Annotated in this window: 13 protein-coding genes; 4 read left to right on the top strand and 9 right to left on the bottom strand. The window is 71.8% G+C overall.

The genetic code is table 11. From position 1 onward, the window contains the following. The first annotated feature begins 23 nt into the window (after positions 1-23). Positions 24-1,400 (top strand): glucose-6-phosphate dehydrogenase, encoded by a 1,377-nt coding sequence (locus DEJ48_RS31550; protein WP_150219574.1) that lies wholly within the window; start codon positions 24-26, stop codon positions 1,398-1,400. A 74-nt stretch (positions 1,401-1,474) separates the two neighbouring features. On the opposite strand, the gene DEJ48_RS31545 is transcribed toward DEJ48_RS31550, so the two are convergent. Next, the gene (locus tag DEJ48_RS31545) at positions 1,475-2,509 is read right to left on the bottom strand and encodes a glucokinase (RefSeq protein ID WP_190537709.1); all 1,035 of its coding nucleotides are present in this window, start codon (positions 2,507-2,509) and stop codon (positions 1,475-1,477) included. 126 nt (positions 2,510-2,635) lie between these two features. Here DEJ48_RS31545 and DEJ48_RS39890 point away from each other — a divergent pair, with 126 nt between their 5' ends. Beyond that, entirely contained in the window at positions 2,636-2,992 is a 357-nt protein-coding gene (locus DEJ48_RS39890) for an effector-associated constant component EACC1 (protein WP_190537707.1), read from the top strand. Between the two features lie 32 nt (positions 2,993-3,024). On the opposite strand, the gene DEJ48_RS31540 is transcribed toward DEJ48_RS39890, so the two are convergent. The 6 genes from DEJ48_RS31540 to DEJ48_RS31515 all read right to left on the bottom strand — a co-directional run bounded on the left by DEJ48_RS31540 (position 3,025) and on the right by DEJ48_RS31515 (position 8,935). Next, on the bottom strand, positions 3,025-3,693 hold the full coding sequence (locus DEJ48_RS31540; RefSeq protein ID WP_150219572.1) for a potassium-transporting ATPase subunit C: 669 nt from the start codon (positions 3,691-3,693) through the stop codon (positions 3,025-3,027). 7 nt (positions 3,694-3,700) lie between these two features. Then, a complete protein-coding gene (kdpB, locus tag DEJ48_RS31535; RefSeq protein WP_150219571.1) occupies positions 3,701-5,800 on the bottom strand; it encodes a potassium-transporting ATPase subunit KdpB in 2,100 nt (699 codons plus the stop codon). Further along, complete coding sequence (gene kdpA, locus DEJ48_RS31530; protein WP_150219570.1) at positions 5,797-7,476, bottom strand: potassium-transporting ATPase subunit KdpA; 1,680 nt, start codon at positions 7,474-7,476, stop codon at positions 5,797-5,799. The genes kdpB and kdpA overlap by 4 nt, the downstream gene beginning before the upstream one ends. A gap of 8 nt (positions 7,477-7,484) precedes the next feature. After that, entirely contained in the window at positions 7,485-7,574 is a 90-nt protein-coding gene (kdpF, locus tag DEJ48_RS31525) for a K(+)-transporting ATPase subunit F (protein WP_033264828.1), read from the bottom strand. Between the two features lie 250 nt (positions 7,575-7,824). Next, complete coding sequence (locus tag DEJ48_RS31520) at positions 7,825-8,526, bottom strand: bleomycin resistance protein (protein WP_150219569.1); 702 nt, start codon at positions 8,524-8,526, stop codon at positions 7,825-7,827. A 10-nt stretch (positions 8,527-8,536) separates the two neighbouring features. Then, a complete protein-coding gene (locus DEJ48_RS31515) occupies positions 8,537-8,935 on the bottom strand; it encodes a cupin domain-containing protein (protein ID WP_150219568.1) in 399 nt (132 codons plus the stop codon). 52 nt (positions 8,936-8,987) lie between these two features. Here DEJ48_RS31515 and DEJ48_RS31510 point away from each other — a divergent pair, with 52 nt between their 5' ends. Both DEJ48_RS31510 and DEJ48_RS31505 read left to right on the top strand, forming a co-directional pair. Next, complete coding sequence (locus tag DEJ48_RS31510) at positions 8,988-10,085, top strand: GlxA family transcriptional regulator (RefSeq protein WP_223832268.1); 1,098 nt, start codon at positions 8,988-8,990, stop codon at positions 10,083-10,085. A gap of 73 nt (positions 10,086-10,158) precedes the next feature. After that, positions 10,159-11,724, top strand: a complete 1,566-nt coding sequence (locus DEJ48_RS31505) for an acetolactate synthase large subunit (RefSeq protein ID WP_150219567.1) — start codon at positions 10,159-10,161, stop codon at positions 11,722-11,724. 18 nt (positions 11,725-11,742) lie between these two features. Here DEJ48_RS31505 and DEJ48_RS31500 read toward each other — a convergent pair whose 3' ends face one another. Together DEJ48_RS31500 and DEJ48_RS31495 are read right to left on the bottom strand one after the other, a co-directional pair. Then, the gene (locus DEJ48_RS31500; RefSeq protein ID WP_223832267.1) at positions 11,743-13,158 is read right to left on the bottom strand and encodes a hypothetical protein; all 1,416 of its coding nucleotides are present in this window, start codon (positions 13,156-13,158) and stop codon (positions 11,743-11,745) included. Further along, entirely contained in the window at positions 13,145-16,033 is a 2,889-nt protein-coding gene (locus DEJ48_RS31495; protein WP_150219566.1) for a peroxidase family protein, read from the bottom strand. Before DEJ48_RS31495 ends, DEJ48_RS31500 begins: the two co-directional genes overlap by 14 nt. Positions 16,034-16,100: the final 67 nt, after the last annotated feature.

The following is a 16,100-nucleotide window of genomic DNA, read 5'->3' as shown; positions in this document are numbered from 1 at the left end:
CGGGTTCTCCCTGAGGAGGGTGCGTGGCGAACGCATCGTCAGATGCCTTGGTTCTCTTCGGCGCGACCGGAGATCTGGCGCGACGAAAACTCTGGCCCGCCCTCTATCGTCTGTCACTCTCGCTTTCCGAGCGGTGCACGCCTTTGATCGTCGCGGTCGGTCTGCCCGGTCTCGGCAGGGAGGGCTTCGAGAAGTTCGTGACGTCGGCGGTCCACGACATGTGCGGTCCGTCGGACGGCGTCACGGTCCACGGGCTGCTGGCCAGGACCTGCTACATCGAGGGGGACACGGCCCGGCGCGGCACCATGGAGGACGTGGCCCACGCGCTGCGCACCACGGACCGTCCCGTGTACTTCCTCGGTGTCCCGCCCCCGCTGGCGACCGGCACGATCGCGACGATGGGGGCCGTGCGTCTCCCGCCGGGCTCCGTGCTCGTCGAGAAGCCCTTCGGCAATGATCTCCATTCGGCGCGGGCGCTCAACGAATCGCTGCTCAAAGTATTCTCGGCCGACTCCGTGCTGAGAATGGATCACTACCTCGGCAAGGAAGCGGTCGAGAATCTCCTGGCTTTCCGTTTCTGCAATCCGTTCATCGCCTCCGCATGGGACCGGAACACCATTTCCCGGGTGCAGATCACGCATTGCGAGAGCAGGGGTGTCGACACGCGTGGATCCCTGTACGAGGAGATCGGCGCGGTCCGCGACGTCGTCCAGAGCCATCTGCTGCAACTCGTCGGGATAGTGGCGATGGAGTCGCCCGCCGACGGCACCGCGGAGGCGTTCCGCGAGCGGATCGCGCAGGCCCTGGCCCGGGTGCGCCCGGTCGATCCGGGGCGGCTCGTGCGCGGGCAGTACGCGGGCTACCGGGCGGAGGCGGGCGTGGCCGACGACTCGGCGGTGGAGACCTTCGCCGCGCTGCGCCTCGACGTCGACGCGGAGCGCTGGCGCGGGGTGCCGTTCCTGCTGCGCTCCGGCAAGGGGCTCGCCGCGACGGCGATCGAGGTGGTCGTGGACTTCGTGCCCGCCGGGCACCGGCTCTGGTTCACCCGCGAGGATCCGGGGCCCGCGCGGCTGCGCTTCCGGCTCGGCGGTCACGGCGGGGCCGTGCTGACGGTCAACGCCCGCAGGCCCGGGGCGGATCCCGGGCCGATGCCGGTGGATCTGGCCTTCGACCTGGAGGCGGCCGGGCCGTCGTGGGAGGCGTACACGCACCTGCTGGCGGATGCCGTCCACGGCAGGACGGGCCGGTTCGTGTCGATGCGGACGGTGGAGGAGTCGTGGCGCATCGTGGCTCCCGCGCTGGACGTGCGGGACGCTCCGCTGCCCTACGCGCGCGGGTCGTGGGGGCCGGAGGAGGCCGCGGGGATGCCCGGGGCGGACGGGTGGTGCGCGCCGCTCTAGGACCTGTCCCGTCGTCCGCCCCGACCTGTCCCGCCGTCCGCCCGGAGGGGGGCAGGCGGGGCTTCCGACAGGCCCTAGAACCTCTGGTCCCGCGGCCCCTCCCCGAGCGCGTCCCGCGTCGCCAGGCGGTAGGCGCCCCGCACGCCCACCAGCGGGTCGAGGGCGAGGCGGACAGGGACCTCGGCGAGCAGGTCGTGGTGGCAGGCGCCCGGGCTGATGAAGCGGTCCAGGAACGCCGTCCGCGCGCACAGGAACTCCGCGACCCCTGGCGCCTGCAGCACCCCGCTCGTGAGGGTGACGACGCCGCCCGCGGGCAGGCACACCAGGACGAGACCGCGCAGGTACTGGCCGAAGACGGCGGCGAACAGCCGGACGACCTCGCGGGCGCGGGGGTCGCCGGCCAGCGCCGCCGCGGTGATCAGCGGCGCGACGGGGGCGCCCGTCCCGCGCGCCTCGGTCACCCTGGCGTGCAGTTCGGGGGTGGGCGGCGCCGCGTGACACACGTAGTCGTACATCCGGTCGAAGCCGCGGAGCCCTCCGATGGACTCCTCGACGGTGACGACCCCTGCGCTCCCGGACCTGAGGAAGTCGAGGTATCCCGCCTCGAACGCGTCCACCGGCTGCCACGTGACGTGTCCCGACTCGGACGTGCGCACCGCCCCCTGCCCGTCGAGGAGGGCGCTGCCGACGCCGCTGCCCACGGAGACCGCGAGGAGTTCGTCCGCGCGGGCGGCGGCGTCGTGGTGGGTGAGCGGCCGCACCTCGTCCGGTCCGAGGTCCGCCATGCCGTGCGCGGTCGCCGTCATGTCGTTCACGACGCGGAGCCGGATGCCGTGTTCGGCCGCGAACGCGGCGCTCTCGAACAGCGGCCAGTGCGGCAGGTTGGTCATCTGTACGTCGCCGTGCGCGGGGACGCGTCCCGCGACCGCGAGCACCACGGCCTCGGGGCGCAGGCCCGCCTCGCCGAGGGAGGCGGTCACGAGGTCCCCAAGCGACGGGAAGTCGGCGGTCCGCACCTTCCGCTCCGTGTACTCCGGCTCGCCGGCCCAGCCGCCGCGCAGCCGGGAATTGGTACCACCCACGTCGAACGCGGCCACCGCTGTGCGCACTGCCTCACCACTTCGTCTCGGGTCGGCCCAATTCTCCCCCGTACGGACCGAGTTGTCGTGGGGCACAGTATGAGAGACGTCCATGCGGACGCGTACGCACGACGCGGGAGGGGATGCGGTGATGTCATGTCGGTACTGATCGAGGTGGCGGGCCCGGCGGGGTCCGACACGGCGCTGGTGCGGGATCTGCACGCCTGGCTGCAGCGGGAGGACGACCTGCGGGGCCGGGTCCGGCTCGCGGGCGGAACGCCGGAGCCCGGCCAGATGGGGACCGTGTCGGAGCTGGTCCTGACCACCGTCAGCAGCGGCACGGTCGCCGCGCTGGTGGCGTCCGCGCAGCTCTGGATCAAGCAGCGGCGCGCGAACCTCTCCATCGTCGTCCGGCACCCGGACGGCAAGGAGGTGGAGATCGACGCGGAGCAGATCTCGGGCGCCGAGGAGTTCATCCGAACGGTACTGGGGGACGCGGACCCGGCGCCCTGAGACCGGCCCCTCCGGGCCGCCGGGCCGTCCGGTCATCCCTTGCCGGTGAGTTCCCCGAGGGCGATGTTGAGCTGGAGGACGTTGACGCGCGGCTCGCCGATGAAGCCGAGGGTGCGCCCGTCGGTGTGGTCGTCGACCAGCTTCTGGACCTGTCGTACGGACAGGTGGTTCTCGGCGGCCACGCGACGGACCTGGAGATCCGCGTACTCCGGGGAGATGTGCGGGTCGAGGCCGGAGCCGGAGGAGGTGACCGCGTCGGCGGGCACGTCCGAGGGGCTGATCCGGTGCCCGGGGGTGGAGTTGTCCTCAATGACGGCCGCCTTGGCGTCCTTCACCTGCCGGATCAGTTCCTTGTCGGCACCGGAGAGGTTGGTGGCGCCGGACAGGAGCAGCTTGTACTGGGTGTTGACGCTGTTCTCGCCGAGGCCGTTGGAGGGGCGGGGCTGGAACCACTTGAGGTCAGGATCTGCCGTCTCCTGGCCCTTCTTCAGCGGCAGGTCGTAGCGCTGGCCGATGAGTTCGGAGCCGACGGTCCTGCCGTCCGCCGTCACCTCGGAGCCGTTGGCCTTGCCGGGCAGGAGGGCCTGGGCGACGCCGGTCACGGCGAGGGGGTAGAGGACGCCGCAGATGACGGTGAGGACGAGCAGGGCGCGCAGGCCCGCGCCGATCAGCCGGGCGGTGTTTCCTACGGAGTTGTTCATGGCTGCGTCACCCAATGCCGGGGATGAGGGAGATGAGTACGTCGATGATCTTGATGCCGATGAACGGGGCGACGAGCCCGCCCAGGCCGTAGAGGCCGAGGTTGCGCCGCAGCATCTTGTCGGCGCTCATCGGCCGGTACCGGACACCCTTGAGGGCGAGCGGCACGAGCGCGACGATGATCAGCGCGTTGAAGACGACCGCGGAGAGGATCGCGGACTCCGGCGACGACAGGTTCATGATGTTGAGCTTGTCGAGCGACGGATAGGCGACCGCGAACATCGCCGGGATGATCGCGAAGTACTTCGCGACGTCGTTGGCGATCGAGAAGGTCGTCAACGCCCCTCGGGTGATGAGGAGTTGTTTGCCGATCTCGACGATCTCGATGAGTTTCGTCGGGTTGGAGTCCAGGTCGACCATGTTCCCGGCCTCCTTGGCGGCGGAGGTGCCGGTGTTCATGGCGACGCCGACGTCGGCCTGGGCGAGCGCGGGGGCGTCGTTGGTGCCGTCGCCCGTCATCGCGACCAGCTTGCCGCCCGCCTGCTCGCGCTTGATCAGCGCCATCTTGTCCTCGGGCGTGGCCTCGGCGAGGAAGTCGTCCACGCCGGCCTCGTCCGCGATGGCCTTGGCGGTCAGCGGGTTGTCACCCGTGATCATGACGGTCTTGATGCCCATGCGGCGCAGTTCGTCGAACCGTTCCCGCATGCCTTCCTTGACGACGTCCTTGAGGTGGATCACTCCGAGGACGCGCGGGCCGTCGGCGTCCTCCAGAGCCACGAGCAGCGGTGTGCCGCCGGCCTGCGAGATCCGGCCGCCCAGCTCCTGTGCGTCCTCGGCGACCTCGCCACCGCGTTCCTTCACCCAGGCGATGACCGAACCGGTCGCGCCCTTGCGCACCTTGCGTCCGTCGACGTCCACGCCGGACATGCGGGTCTGCGCGGTGAACGGCACCCACTCGGCGCCGGTCAGCTCGCCCTGGTGGCGCTCGCGCAGGCCGTACTCCTCCTTGGCGAGTACGACGACGGAGCGGCCCTCGGGCGTCTCGTCGGCCAGTGAGGAGAGCTGGGCGGCGTCGGCGACCTCGGCCGCGGTCGTGCCGCGCACCGGCAGGAACTCGGCGGCCCGGCGGTTGCCGAGGGTGATGGTGCCCGTCTTGTCGAGGAGCAGCGTCGACACGTCGCCCGCGGCCTCGACGGCCCTTCCCGACATGGCGAGGACGTTGCGCTGGACCAGGCGGTCCATGCCCGCGATGCCGATCGCGGAGAGCAGGGCGCCGATGGTCGTCGGGATCAGACAGACGAGCAGCGCCGCGAGGACGATCAGCGAGGTCTGGTCGTCGGCGCCCGCGTAGATCGCGAAGGGCTTGAGGGTGACGACGGCGAGCAGGAAGACGATGGTGAGGGACGCCAGGAGGATGTTCAGGGCGATCTCGTTGGGCGTCTTCTGCCGGGCCGCGCCCTCGACCAGGTTGATCATGCGGTCGATGAACGTCTCGCCCGGCTTCGTCGTGATCTTGATGACGATGCGGTCGGAGAGGACCTTCGTGCCGCCCGTGACGGCGGAGCGGTCGCCGCCGGACTCGCGGATGACGGGGGCCGATTCGCCGGTGATCGCGGACTCGTCGACGGAGGCCACGCCTTCGACGACGTCACCGTCGCCGGGGATGATGTCGCCGGCCTCGCAGACGACCAGGTCGCCGATGCGCAGCTCGGTGCCGGCCACGGACTCCTCGGCGGCGCCCGTGAGGCGGCGGGCGACGGTGTCGGTCTTGGCCTTGCGCAGGGTGTCGGCCTGCGCCTTGCCGCGGCCCTCGGCGACGGCCTCCGCGAGGTTGGCGAAGACCGTGGTCAGCCAGAGCCAGGCGGTGATCGCCCAGCCGAACCAGTCCCCGGGGTCCTTGAGCGCGAGCACGGTGGTGACCACCGAGCCGATCAGGACGACGAACATGACGGGCGACTTGACCATCACGCGCGGGTTCAGTTTGCGGAAGGCGTCCGGCAGCGACTTCAGGAGCTGGGCCGGGTCGAAGAGGCCCGCGCCGACCTTGCCGGAGTCTCCGGCGGCGGGCTCGTGGCCGGTGGGGACGTCCACCTTGGTGTCTGTGCTCATGCTGCGAGTCCCTCGGCAAGCGGTCCCAGCGCGAGCGCGGGGAAATAGGTCAGACCGGTGATGATCATGATCGTGCCGACCAATAGACCGGTGAAGAGCGGCTTCTCGGTGCGCAGGGTGCCCGCCGTCCTGGGGACGGGCTGCTGCTCGGCCAGCGATCCGGCGAGCGCGAGGACGAACACCATCGGCAGGAAGCGGCCGAGCAGCATCGCGAGCCCGATCGTGCTGTTGAACCACTGCGTGTCGGCGTTCAGGCCCGCGAAGGCGGAACCGTTGTTGTTGGCCCCGGAGGTGTAGGCGTAGAGGATCTCGGAGAAGCCGTGCGCGCCGGTGTTCGTCATGGAGTCGCCCGGTGTGGGCAGGGCCATCGCGACGGCCGTGAAGCCGAGGACGAGCGCCGGGGTGACGAGGATGTAGCAGGCGGCCAGCTTGATCTCGCGGGTGCCGATCTTCTTGCCGAGGTACTCGGGGGTGCGGCCGACCATCAGTCCGGCGATGAACACGGCGATGATCGCCATGACGAGCATGCCGTAGAGGCCGGATCCGGTGCCGCCGGGCGCGATCTCGCCGAGCTGCATGCCCAGCATCTGGATGCCGCCGCCGAAGCCGGTGTACGAGGAGTGGAAGGAGTTCACCGCGCCGGTGGAGGTGAGCGTGGTGGCCACGGAGAAGATCGACGACCCCGCGATGCCGAACCGGTTCTCCTTGCCCTCCATCGCCCCGCCCGCGAGGTCGAAGGCCGGGCCGCCGTGGTGGAACTCGGTCCACATCATCAGCGCGGTGAAGCCGAGCCAGATCGTCGCCATCGTGGCGAGGATCGCGTAGCCCTGCCGGAGGGAGCCGACCATCCTGCCGAAGGTCCGCGTCAGCGCGAACGGGATGAGCAGGATCAGGAAGATCTCGAAGAGGTTCGAGAGCGCGTTGGGGTTCTCGAAGGGGTGGGCGGAGTTGGCGTTGAAGTAGCCGCCGCCGTTGGTGCCCAGCTCCTTGATGACCTCCTGGGAGGCGACGGCTCCGCCGTTCCACTGCTGCGTGCCACCCGTGCTGTGCCCAGTCAGGAATTGCCCGACCTCGTGGATGCCGGAGAAGTTCTGCAGGGCGCCGCAGGCGACGAGGACGAGCGCGCCGATCACGGAGATCGGGAGCAGGATGCGGACGGTGCCGCGCACGAGGTCGGCCCAGAAGTTGCCGAGCTCACCCGTGCGGGACCGTGCGAAGCCGCGTACCAGCGCCACCGCGACGGCGATGCCGACGGCGGCGGAGACGAAGTTCTGCACGGCGAGGCCGCCGGTCTGCACGACGTGGCCCATGGCCTGTTCGCCGGAGTACGACTGCCAGTTGGTGTTCGCGACGAACGACGCCGCGGTGTTGAACGCCTGGTCGGGATCGATGGACTTGAAGCCCAGCGAGCCGGGCAGCGAGCCCTGGAGCCGCTGCAGCAGGTAGAGAAAGAGGACGCCGGCGGCGGAGAAGGCGAGGACGCCGCGCAGGTACGCGGGCCAGCGCATCTCCGTGTCGGGGTCGGCGCCGATGGCCCTGTAGATCCACTTCTCGGCACGGAGGTGCTTCTTCGAGCCGTAGACGTGGGCCATGTAGTCGCCGAGCGGTCGGTATGCGAGGGCGAGCGCCGCCACGAGGGCGAGCAGCTGGAGCACACCGGCAAGAACGGGGCTCATATCCGTACTCAGAACCTCTCCGGGAAGACGAGGGCGAGGACGAGATAGCCAAGGAGGGCGACGGCCACGACGAGGCCGACGATGTTCTCGGCGGTCACAGCTTGGTCACCCCCTTGGCGACGAGGGCCACCAGCGCGAAGACCGCGAGCGTGGTGACGACGAAGGCCACGTCGGCCATCGTGAGCTCCTGAAGGAAGTGGATGGTGCAGTAGTTGCTCGGACGGTTAGAGGTAACCGCCCTTTTCGCCGTCCACGGCCGGCGTTGACACCCTCCATACGGCGCGTTCGGCCGTCTTGACGGCTCTCATACGGAGGGTGCCTGTCCACGTCCGCCAGGGGGGCCGGCCGCTATTCCCGCAGCTCGGCCAGGCGCGCCAGGGCGTCCCGCGCGGACTCCCGCTCCGCGTCGGCGAGCGGAACGGCTGCGGCGCGGGCCAGGAGCCGGTCCGCAAGGCCGTCGTCGCCGAGGCGGCGGGCGAGGTCGGCGCGCAGGACCAGGAGGCGCAGCTCCTGCTCGGGGGTCGGGCGCTCGTCGGTGAGACCGAGGGCCCTGTCGATGATCTTCGCGGCGCCGGGCAGGTCCTCCTTGGAGTCGACGAACAGGTCGGCCATGTGCAGGGCCCGCGCGAAGGTCCCCTTGGGGACGGGGCGCATCGACTGGTCCTCGCTGATCTGCTGCCCGACGCGGATGCTGTTGCCGCCGGGGTCGGTCATCAGGAACTGCCGCATGCCGTACGACATGTCCTTGAGCGGGCCGATGCGGGGCAGGCCGCGGGAGGGGATCCTGCCGTACGCCGCCTTGAGCCCGGCACGGAAGGCGGCGTACAGCGTCTCGACGTCGTCGGTGACGACGTAGCACCCGGAGTAGGACTGCTGGGGGTCGTACTCCTTCATGGCGAAGAACTGCAGCTCGATGCGGCCGCGCTCGACGACGGCGTACGGATAGGGGCTCTTCTGGAAGAAGGTCGTCTCGAAGCCGAGGGCGGTGTAGAAGTCGACCACCGGCTGGACGGTGCGGCACGGGAGGAGCGGAATCATCTTCTCGGGCATGCGCCCCAGTCTAGTCAAATTTGAATAGGCGTCCCGTCGTCGCGTGCACGTGGTCGGGGATCTCGTCGTGGCGGTCGCCGACCGTCGGGGTGCCGGTGGGCTCGAAGAGGAGGATGCGGGCGCCCTCCGGGGCGTGGGGCCGGTGCTCGACGCCGCGCGGGACGGTGAAGACGGAGCCCTGCCGGAGGGTGACCCGGCGCTCCCCCGCGGGCTCGCGCAGATCGATGTGCAGCTCCCCGTCGACCACGAGGAAGAACTCGTCGGTGTCGTCGTGGACGTGCCAGATGTGTGCGCCCTCGACCTTGGTGACGCGGACGTCGTAGTCGTTGACGGAGGTGACGATGCGAGGGCTCCACAGGGCGTCGAAGGAGGCGAAAGCCCGGTCGAGAGCGATGGGTTCGGTGTTCATGCAGTGATCCTGCGACGTGGCCCGCCCCTGCCACGAGTGCTAGAAATCGCACATGACGCAAGGATCCTCGCACCCGGTCACCCCGCACCCGTTCACCCCGCACCCGTTCACCCCACACTCGCCCGCCGCGCACTCGCCCGCCGCGCGGCCTCCGCACCGCGTCGTCGTCATCGTCGACGAGAACTCCAACCCCTTCGAGCTCGGCTGCGCGACGGAGGTGTTCGGCCTGCGCCGACCCGAACTCGGCCGCGACCTGTACGACTTCACGCTCTGCTCGCCCACCCCCGGCACCCTGATGCGGGACGGCTTCTTCACGCTCACCGGCGTGGCCGGACTCGACGCCGCCGACCGCGCGGACACCCTGATCGTGCCCAACCGGCCGGACACCGACGTGCCGCGCCGCCCCGCCGTCCTCGACGCCGTCCGCCGCGCCCACGCGCGGGGCGCCCGCCTGGTGGGGTTCTGCAGCGGGGCGTTCACGCTCGCCGAGGCCGGGGTGCTCGACGGGCGGCGGGCCACCGCGCACTGGCAGTGGGCCGACTCCTTCCGTGAGCGGTTTCCGGCCGTGCAGCTCGAACCCGACGTGCTGTTCGTGGACGACGGCGACATCCTCACCGCGGCGGGCAGTGCGGCCGCCCTCGACCTCGGTCTGCACATCGTGCGCAAGGACTTCGGGGCGGAGGTCGCCAACTCCGTGAGCAGGCGGCTCGTGTTCGCCGCCCACCGCGACGGCGGGCAGCGGCAGTTCATCGAACGGCCCGTCCCCGCGGTGCCGGACGAGTCCCTCGCCCCGGTCCTCGCCTGGGCGCAGGAGCGGCTCGGCGATCCCGTGACCGTGACCGGTCTCGCCGCGCGCGCCGGGGTCAGTCCCGCCACCCTGCACCGCCGCTTCCGCGCCCAGCTCGGCACGACCCCGCTGGCCTGGCTGACCGGTGAGCGCGTGGCGCTGGCCTGCCGACTCATCGAGCGCGGCGAGGAACGCCTCGACGTGGTCGCGCACCGCAGCGGCCTCGGCACCGCCGCCAATCTGCGGGCCCGGCTGCGCCGCGAGACGGGGCTCAGCCCGTCCGGCTACCGGCGCAGGTTCGGGCCCGGCGCGCCCGCACCGGCTGGCCGGATCCCGGCTGCCGCCACGGCCCGGACCCCGTGAAGACTGGCCTCCCCCACGCGCCGGGCGCCGTCGCCCACCGCGCGCCCTCGCCACCGAGCAGAGGCGGACCGCCATGCCGACCGGAGCGCAGATCCTGATCAACGGACTCGTGGACGGAGGCGTCCGCGCGTGCTTCGCCAACCCCGGCACCTCCGAGATGCACTTCGTGGCCGCCCTGGACGAGACGCCCGAACTGCGGCCCGTGCTCTGCCTCTTCGAGGGCGTGGCCACGGGCGCCGCCGACGGCTACGGACGGATGACACGGCGCCCCGCGTGCACGCTCCTGCACCTCGGCCCCGGCCTCGCGGGCGGCCTGCCCAACCTGCACAACGCGCGCCGGGCCGCCACCCCCGTCGTCAACGTCGTGGGCGACCACGCCCTGCACCACAAGCGGCTCGACGCGCCCCTGGAGTCCGACATCGGGGCGCTCGCCCGCACCGTCTCGGCCTGGACGCGGCGCACCTACTACGCCACCGAACTCGCCGGTGACGTGGCCGCCGCCGTCACCGCGGCGACCGGCCCGCCCGGCGCCGTCGCGACGCTGGTCGTGCCCGCCGACGTGTCCTGGTCGCAGGCGGGCGGCGCCCTCACCGGACCGCAGCGCCCCGCCCCGGCGCGGCACGGCCTGGTCTCCGTGGACGCCGTGACGGGCGCGGCCGGGGCGCTGCGGTCCGGTGAGGGCGCCGCCCTGCTGCTCGGCGGGGACGCCGTGCGCGGGGCCGGTCTCGAGGCGGCGGGGCGGATCGCCGCGGCGACCGGCGCCGAGCTGCTCTGCGAGACCTTCCCCGCCCGCATGGAGCGGGGCGCGGGCCGACCCGCCGTCGAGCGGCTCGCCTACCTGGCGGCCGGTGCGACGCGCCAGCTGGCGGGCGTACGGCACCTGGTGCTCGCCGGAGCCGCGTCGCCGGTGACCTTCTTCGCGTATCCCGGGCAGGGCGGCGCGCTGGTGCCGCAGGGCTGCGCGGTGCACACGCTCGCGGCGGGCGCCGAGGACGTGACGGCAGCGCTCCAAGGGCTCGCCGAAGTGGTGGGGCCCGGCGCGCGGCGCGTCCGGGCGCAGGCGGCACGGCCCGCGCTGCCCAGCGGTGAGCTGACGGCCGAGTCGGCGGCCGCGGTGATCGGGGCGCTGCTGCCGGAGGGCGCCGTCGTCGTCGACGAGGCGAACACCTCGGGGCTGTGGCTGCCGGGCGCGACCGCGGGGGCGCCGCCGCACGACTGGCTGACGCTGACCGGCGGCGCCATGGGACAGGGGCTGCCGCTCGCGGTGGGCGCGGGGGTCGCCTGTCCCGACCGGCCCGTGCTGGCGCTGGTCGGGGACGGCGCGTCGATGTACACGCTGCAGGCGCTGTGGACGCAGGCGCGGGAGGGGCTCGACGTCACGACGGTCGTCTACGACAACGGGTCGTACGCGATCCTCAACCTGGAGCTGGAAGCGGTGGGGGCGGTGGCGGGCGGGGAGCGGGCGCGGCGGCTCCTCGACCTGTCGGGGCCGCCCCTCGACTTCGTCGCGCTGGCGCGCGGGATGGGCGTGCCGGCGGAACGGGCGGCCACGGCCGAGGAGTTCGCGGCGCTCCTGAAGCGGGGGCTCGCGGAACCCGGACCCTCCCTGATCGCCTGTACGGTCCCGCCGCTGGCGTGACGGCCCGGCACCGGCGTGTCACGTGTCCCACAGTGCTTCGTGGCGGCGGTGGGCGTCCGTCAGGCCGTCGGCGAAGAACCGGTCGTAGTAGTCGGTCTCGACGTGGTGGACCTGGAGCCAGACGCCGGGGACGTGGATCGCGTCGGTGTGCGCGGGGAAGCGGCGGTGTGTGCGCAGGATGTACGCGCAGATGTCCCGCGCGCACTCCACGACCCGGTCCTCGTACTCGCTCGCCTCCGCGAGGTACCGCTGCCCGTACCCCTCCTTGTAGATGCGGGAGAAGACGTCCTTGTCGCCGTACGTTCCGCCGGGGCCGAACTTGGCGCGGATCACCGCGTCGACCGCCGCCGCCATGGTGCGGTGCGCCGGCGGGCACGCCGCCTCGATGAGCGGCTCGCCCTCCGGGGACTTCAGGCCGACGGGGTGCGAGCGCAGGTCGGCGTACTTGGGGAGCGGGACGTGCCAGCGCCACACGTCCGGCAGGCGCCAGCGCGGGGTGACGAAGGTGAAGCCCAGCATGCGGCCGTAGGCGCGGGAGAACTTGGGGTCGCCCAGGGCGATCTGGGGGCTGATGGAGGCGTGGATCCACGCGCCGAGGCCCATCGCCTCGGCGGTCAGCATCAGGTTCTGCAGGAGCAGGTCCGCCTCGATCTGGGTGCGCAGCGGGCCGAGCGCGCCGAGCGGCAGCTTGATGTCGCCGTTCAGGAACCCGTTGCGGACCCATTTCTTGACACCCGCCGGGCGGTAGAAGTTGCGGTCGTCGACCAGGGTGGGGCGGACGTCGTCCGGCTGGGTGAGCAGGTACATGAGGGCGTTGATGTACTGGTGGGAGAGGTCCACGACGGGGAACAGGACGGTGGTTCCCGGCAAGTTGGACAGGAAGCGGTTGGAGTCGAGGTAGGCCGGGAAGTCGCGCATGCCATCGGCGACGTCCAGGCGGTGGTCGAGGACGCGGACCTTGGCCTGCCGTGCCCGCTCCACCAGGGCGGTCGCGTCGAGGGGCGTGGAGGGGGCCGGGGGCAGCCGGCGCAGGAAGTACGTGCCCGAGTCGTTGATCAGGAAGAAATGCGTGCCCTGAGCGTTGTCGGGGCTGCCCGCGGTCCGGCCCGCCATGGTCATGTTGGGCTTGGCCATGATGGGCTTGCCGTCGCGCGGATCGTCGAAGGGGCGGTCCGGCATGGTGAGTCCGGTGCACCCCGTCAGCGCGACGAGCACCGCCTCCTCCAGCTCGGACAGCGGCCGCGGCTCGTGCGGCGACCGGTAGCTCATCGACCCGGCGGGCACGGCGGCACCGCGGCTCACCCGGTGCGTACGCCGCCGCCAGACGGTCTCCAGGAGGGGCCGGGCGAAGAGATCGCCGAGCCCGGGGTGGCCGGGGCCGGGGCCGGTGGTGCGCTCGCCCCGGCCCCCCGGTCCGGCCTCAGCCGTCGGCACGTCCGCCCTCGTCCCCGTCGGTCGTCTGCTGTACCTGTCGCCACGGTGCGAACGCGCTCGCCCCGCGCGGGAGCAGGCCCGCGAGCTCCGGGCAGTGGCGCAGCAGCACCGAGTTCATGCCGCCCTTCTGCACCCAGTCGATGCCGAGCGGCGTGTAGATCTCGGGGCGGAAGTCGACGGTCAGGAAGCGGTCGCTCTGCAGGCGCCGCGTGGCCATCAGGATGAAGATGCGGAACGCGGTGTCGCTGAAGCCGAATCCGTGCGGCGGGTTCTCGGCGAACAGGCCGACCACGGTGTCGATCTCGTCGACGGAGCGGTAGACGTCCTTGAGGCGGGCCACCGTCTCGGGGTCCTGCGACAGGTCCTCGAAGCGGCGGATGCGCTGCTTGTGCAGGCCCTCGCGGAAGTCGTTGTAGCGGGGCACGCCGCGCCTGCGGGTGCGGACGAGGTCGACGACGGACAGGTCGATGAGTTCGCCGTCGCGCTCGAACCGCTGGAGCGCGCGCGGGAAGTTGTGCAGGGTGATCGCGCCGGGGTGGGCGATGCCGAAGGAGTAGAGCGTGTCGGCGAGGCCCGTCTTGCGGATGGCGCCCTCGGCGGCGCGCCCCTGGATGTCGTTGAACCCGAGGGTTTCGAGGCGCTGCCCGAAGCGGTGCTCGCGCAGTTCGTAGTCGTCGGGGATGAGCGGGTGCATGCGGTAGACGGTGACGAAGTCCTCCGTCAGGGAGTACGGCGCGCTGTGGTGGTCCGGCAGCGTCGCGGGAATGCCGGTCAGCGAGTGGGCCTCCAGGAGCCAGAGGCCGAGCTTGTTCAGCCAACTGTTGGGCGGTCCGTCCCAGTTGGTGTGCAGGCCTATGTCGATGGCCTCGGTGGCGAGGATCGCCGGGGTCCACTCCACCGTGTGGATCTTCGCGATGAGTGCGGAGACGACGAGACGGGCGGTGTGGTAGACGCTCTCCTGGCTCATCGACGGGTAGGCGTGGCGCAGCGCGTCGCAGACCGCGTTGTGCTCGCGGGCGAAGAGCGTGTGCATGGCGCTGAGGCCGAGCCACCAGTTGTCGGCGAAGCCGGTGAGCGGGACGCCGTTCTGCGCGATCGGCAAGTGGCCCTCTTCGAGACGGAGTTTGGCGCCGCCGTCGGGCTCGCGCAGGAACCGGGCGGTGTGTTCGTTCTCGCCGTACACCTCGGAGCCGTCCCACCAGTGCGACGCGGTGTTGGCGAAGAGGACGGGCGGCTGGTCGCCGGGGAGTTCGATGCCCTCGTTGTCGGCGAAGCGCATCACGTGCTCCGCGGGCCCGCCGGGGGTGTTGTGCCAGCTGGTGCCGGGCGGCAACGGCACCTCGACGGACTTGCCGCCGGGCTTGTACCGCCGGTGGTTGACCCAGTCGTGGACCTGGAACTGGATCCAGGCGGCGGCGAGGACGTTCAGTGACGTCGCGGGCAGGAACGTGTCGCGGTGCAGGAGCTGCCGGCTGACGGTGACGGGGTTCGGGACGTCGAAGAGGTCGGGCCGGTAGACGGGCTTGAGGTTGCGGCCGAAGGCGGCGCCCACGGCTCCCATCGAGGGCTTCGAGAGGTCGTTGTACGTTCCGTCGTAGGACCGGGCGGTGCGCAGCTGCTCGTCGACCGGCGCGGGCACCCGCGTCGTCCTGGGCGGCGCCTCGTGCACGTCGGTGTCGACGAGGTTGAGGCGGCGCAGCGCCTTGCGGAGGAAGACGAGGTTGAGCAGGCCCGCCTCGACGGGCAGCTTGTGCCAGGGCACGTACCGGTTCAGGAGCCGGAAGGCGGCGGCCACGGGCACGCCGAGGACCGTGTTGCGCAGCGGTTCGCCGGTGACGAAGCGCAGGCCGTGGCGGTGTGCGGCGCTCGCCTCGTACGCGGACTTGCGGGCGCGGTTGAGGTTGCCGAGCGGACGGAACTCGTCCGTGGTGAACCACGGGTTGAAGCCGGTCACTTCGACGCGGCCGCCCGCGGCGCGGGCCTCCGCCGTGTCGAGGTCCTGGCTCGGCACGGTGAGGGTGGCCACGGACACGGCGGGGGCCACGGACTCCAGCCATTCGACGGAGCCGTCCTCGACGGGGGTACGCCGCTCGTCGACGTACCGCTGGAGGCACAGGTCGAAGGTGACGTCCTGCCGGGCGAGCCGGGTCTCGAGCTCGCGGCGCAGGTACTGCGGGTCGCGGCGCTCGGGGTCGGAGCGGGTGGCGGTGGCGCTGCCGCCGGAGGGCCGCAGCAGGTAGCGGACCGGTCCGGCCTCGCCCCACAGGATGGCGCTGCGGCTCCAGTACGTCTCCGCGGCGAGGCTGTTCACGGTGTGCCGGGCGGCGGCCTGCACGTTGCGGCGCATACGGGTGGCGGTGGCCACGCCGACGGCGAGCGGCAGCTTCACGAAGAGCCCGACGGCCTTCTGGAGCGTGGTCGTGGCGCCCGCCATGGCCTTCGCGAAGGCGACGAACTCGCGGGCGTCACGGGCGTGCGAGACCGGGTGGTTGGTGGCGAGCAGGTCGTGGCTCTCCTCGGCGGAGACGGTGACGCGCACGGCGGCGCCGCGCAGGTCGGGCGCTCCGTCGGCCTGGCGGATGCCGCTCGCGTTGGAGAGCCGCACGGTCGCCGGGTACTCGGCGCCGGGCTGCGCGAAGCCGCCGCGCAGCGAGGCCGGCAGGTCGTCGTGGAAGCGCAGGCGTGCGTTCTCCACGCCGAGTGCGGCCTTGGCGTGCAGGGCGCGCTCGGGTGTGGCCGCCCGTGCCGCGCGCCGGTTCTTCTCCTGGACCTTCATCAGTTCCTTGGCCAGGCGCTCGAAGAGGCGTCGCTCCGCTTCCGGGCTGCCGCCCATGTAGCGCTCGTAACTCTGCTGGTGCTGTCCGGTGTCGGCCATCGGGCGCCTCTTCCTTCGCACTGCTGGGCTGCGCGGGACTGCGTACGGGACTCCACTGCGTACGGGA

It is taken from the genome of Streptomyces venezuelae (assembly GCF_008642315.1).
In the GTDB taxonomy this organism is placed as follows: Bacteria; Actinomycetota; Actinomycetes; order Streptomycetales; family Streptomycetaceae; genus Streptomyces; species Streptomyces venezuelae_D.
The sequence above is the reverse complement of the archived record's forward strand: the minus strand, read 5'-3'. Positions and strand labels throughout refer to the sequence as shown.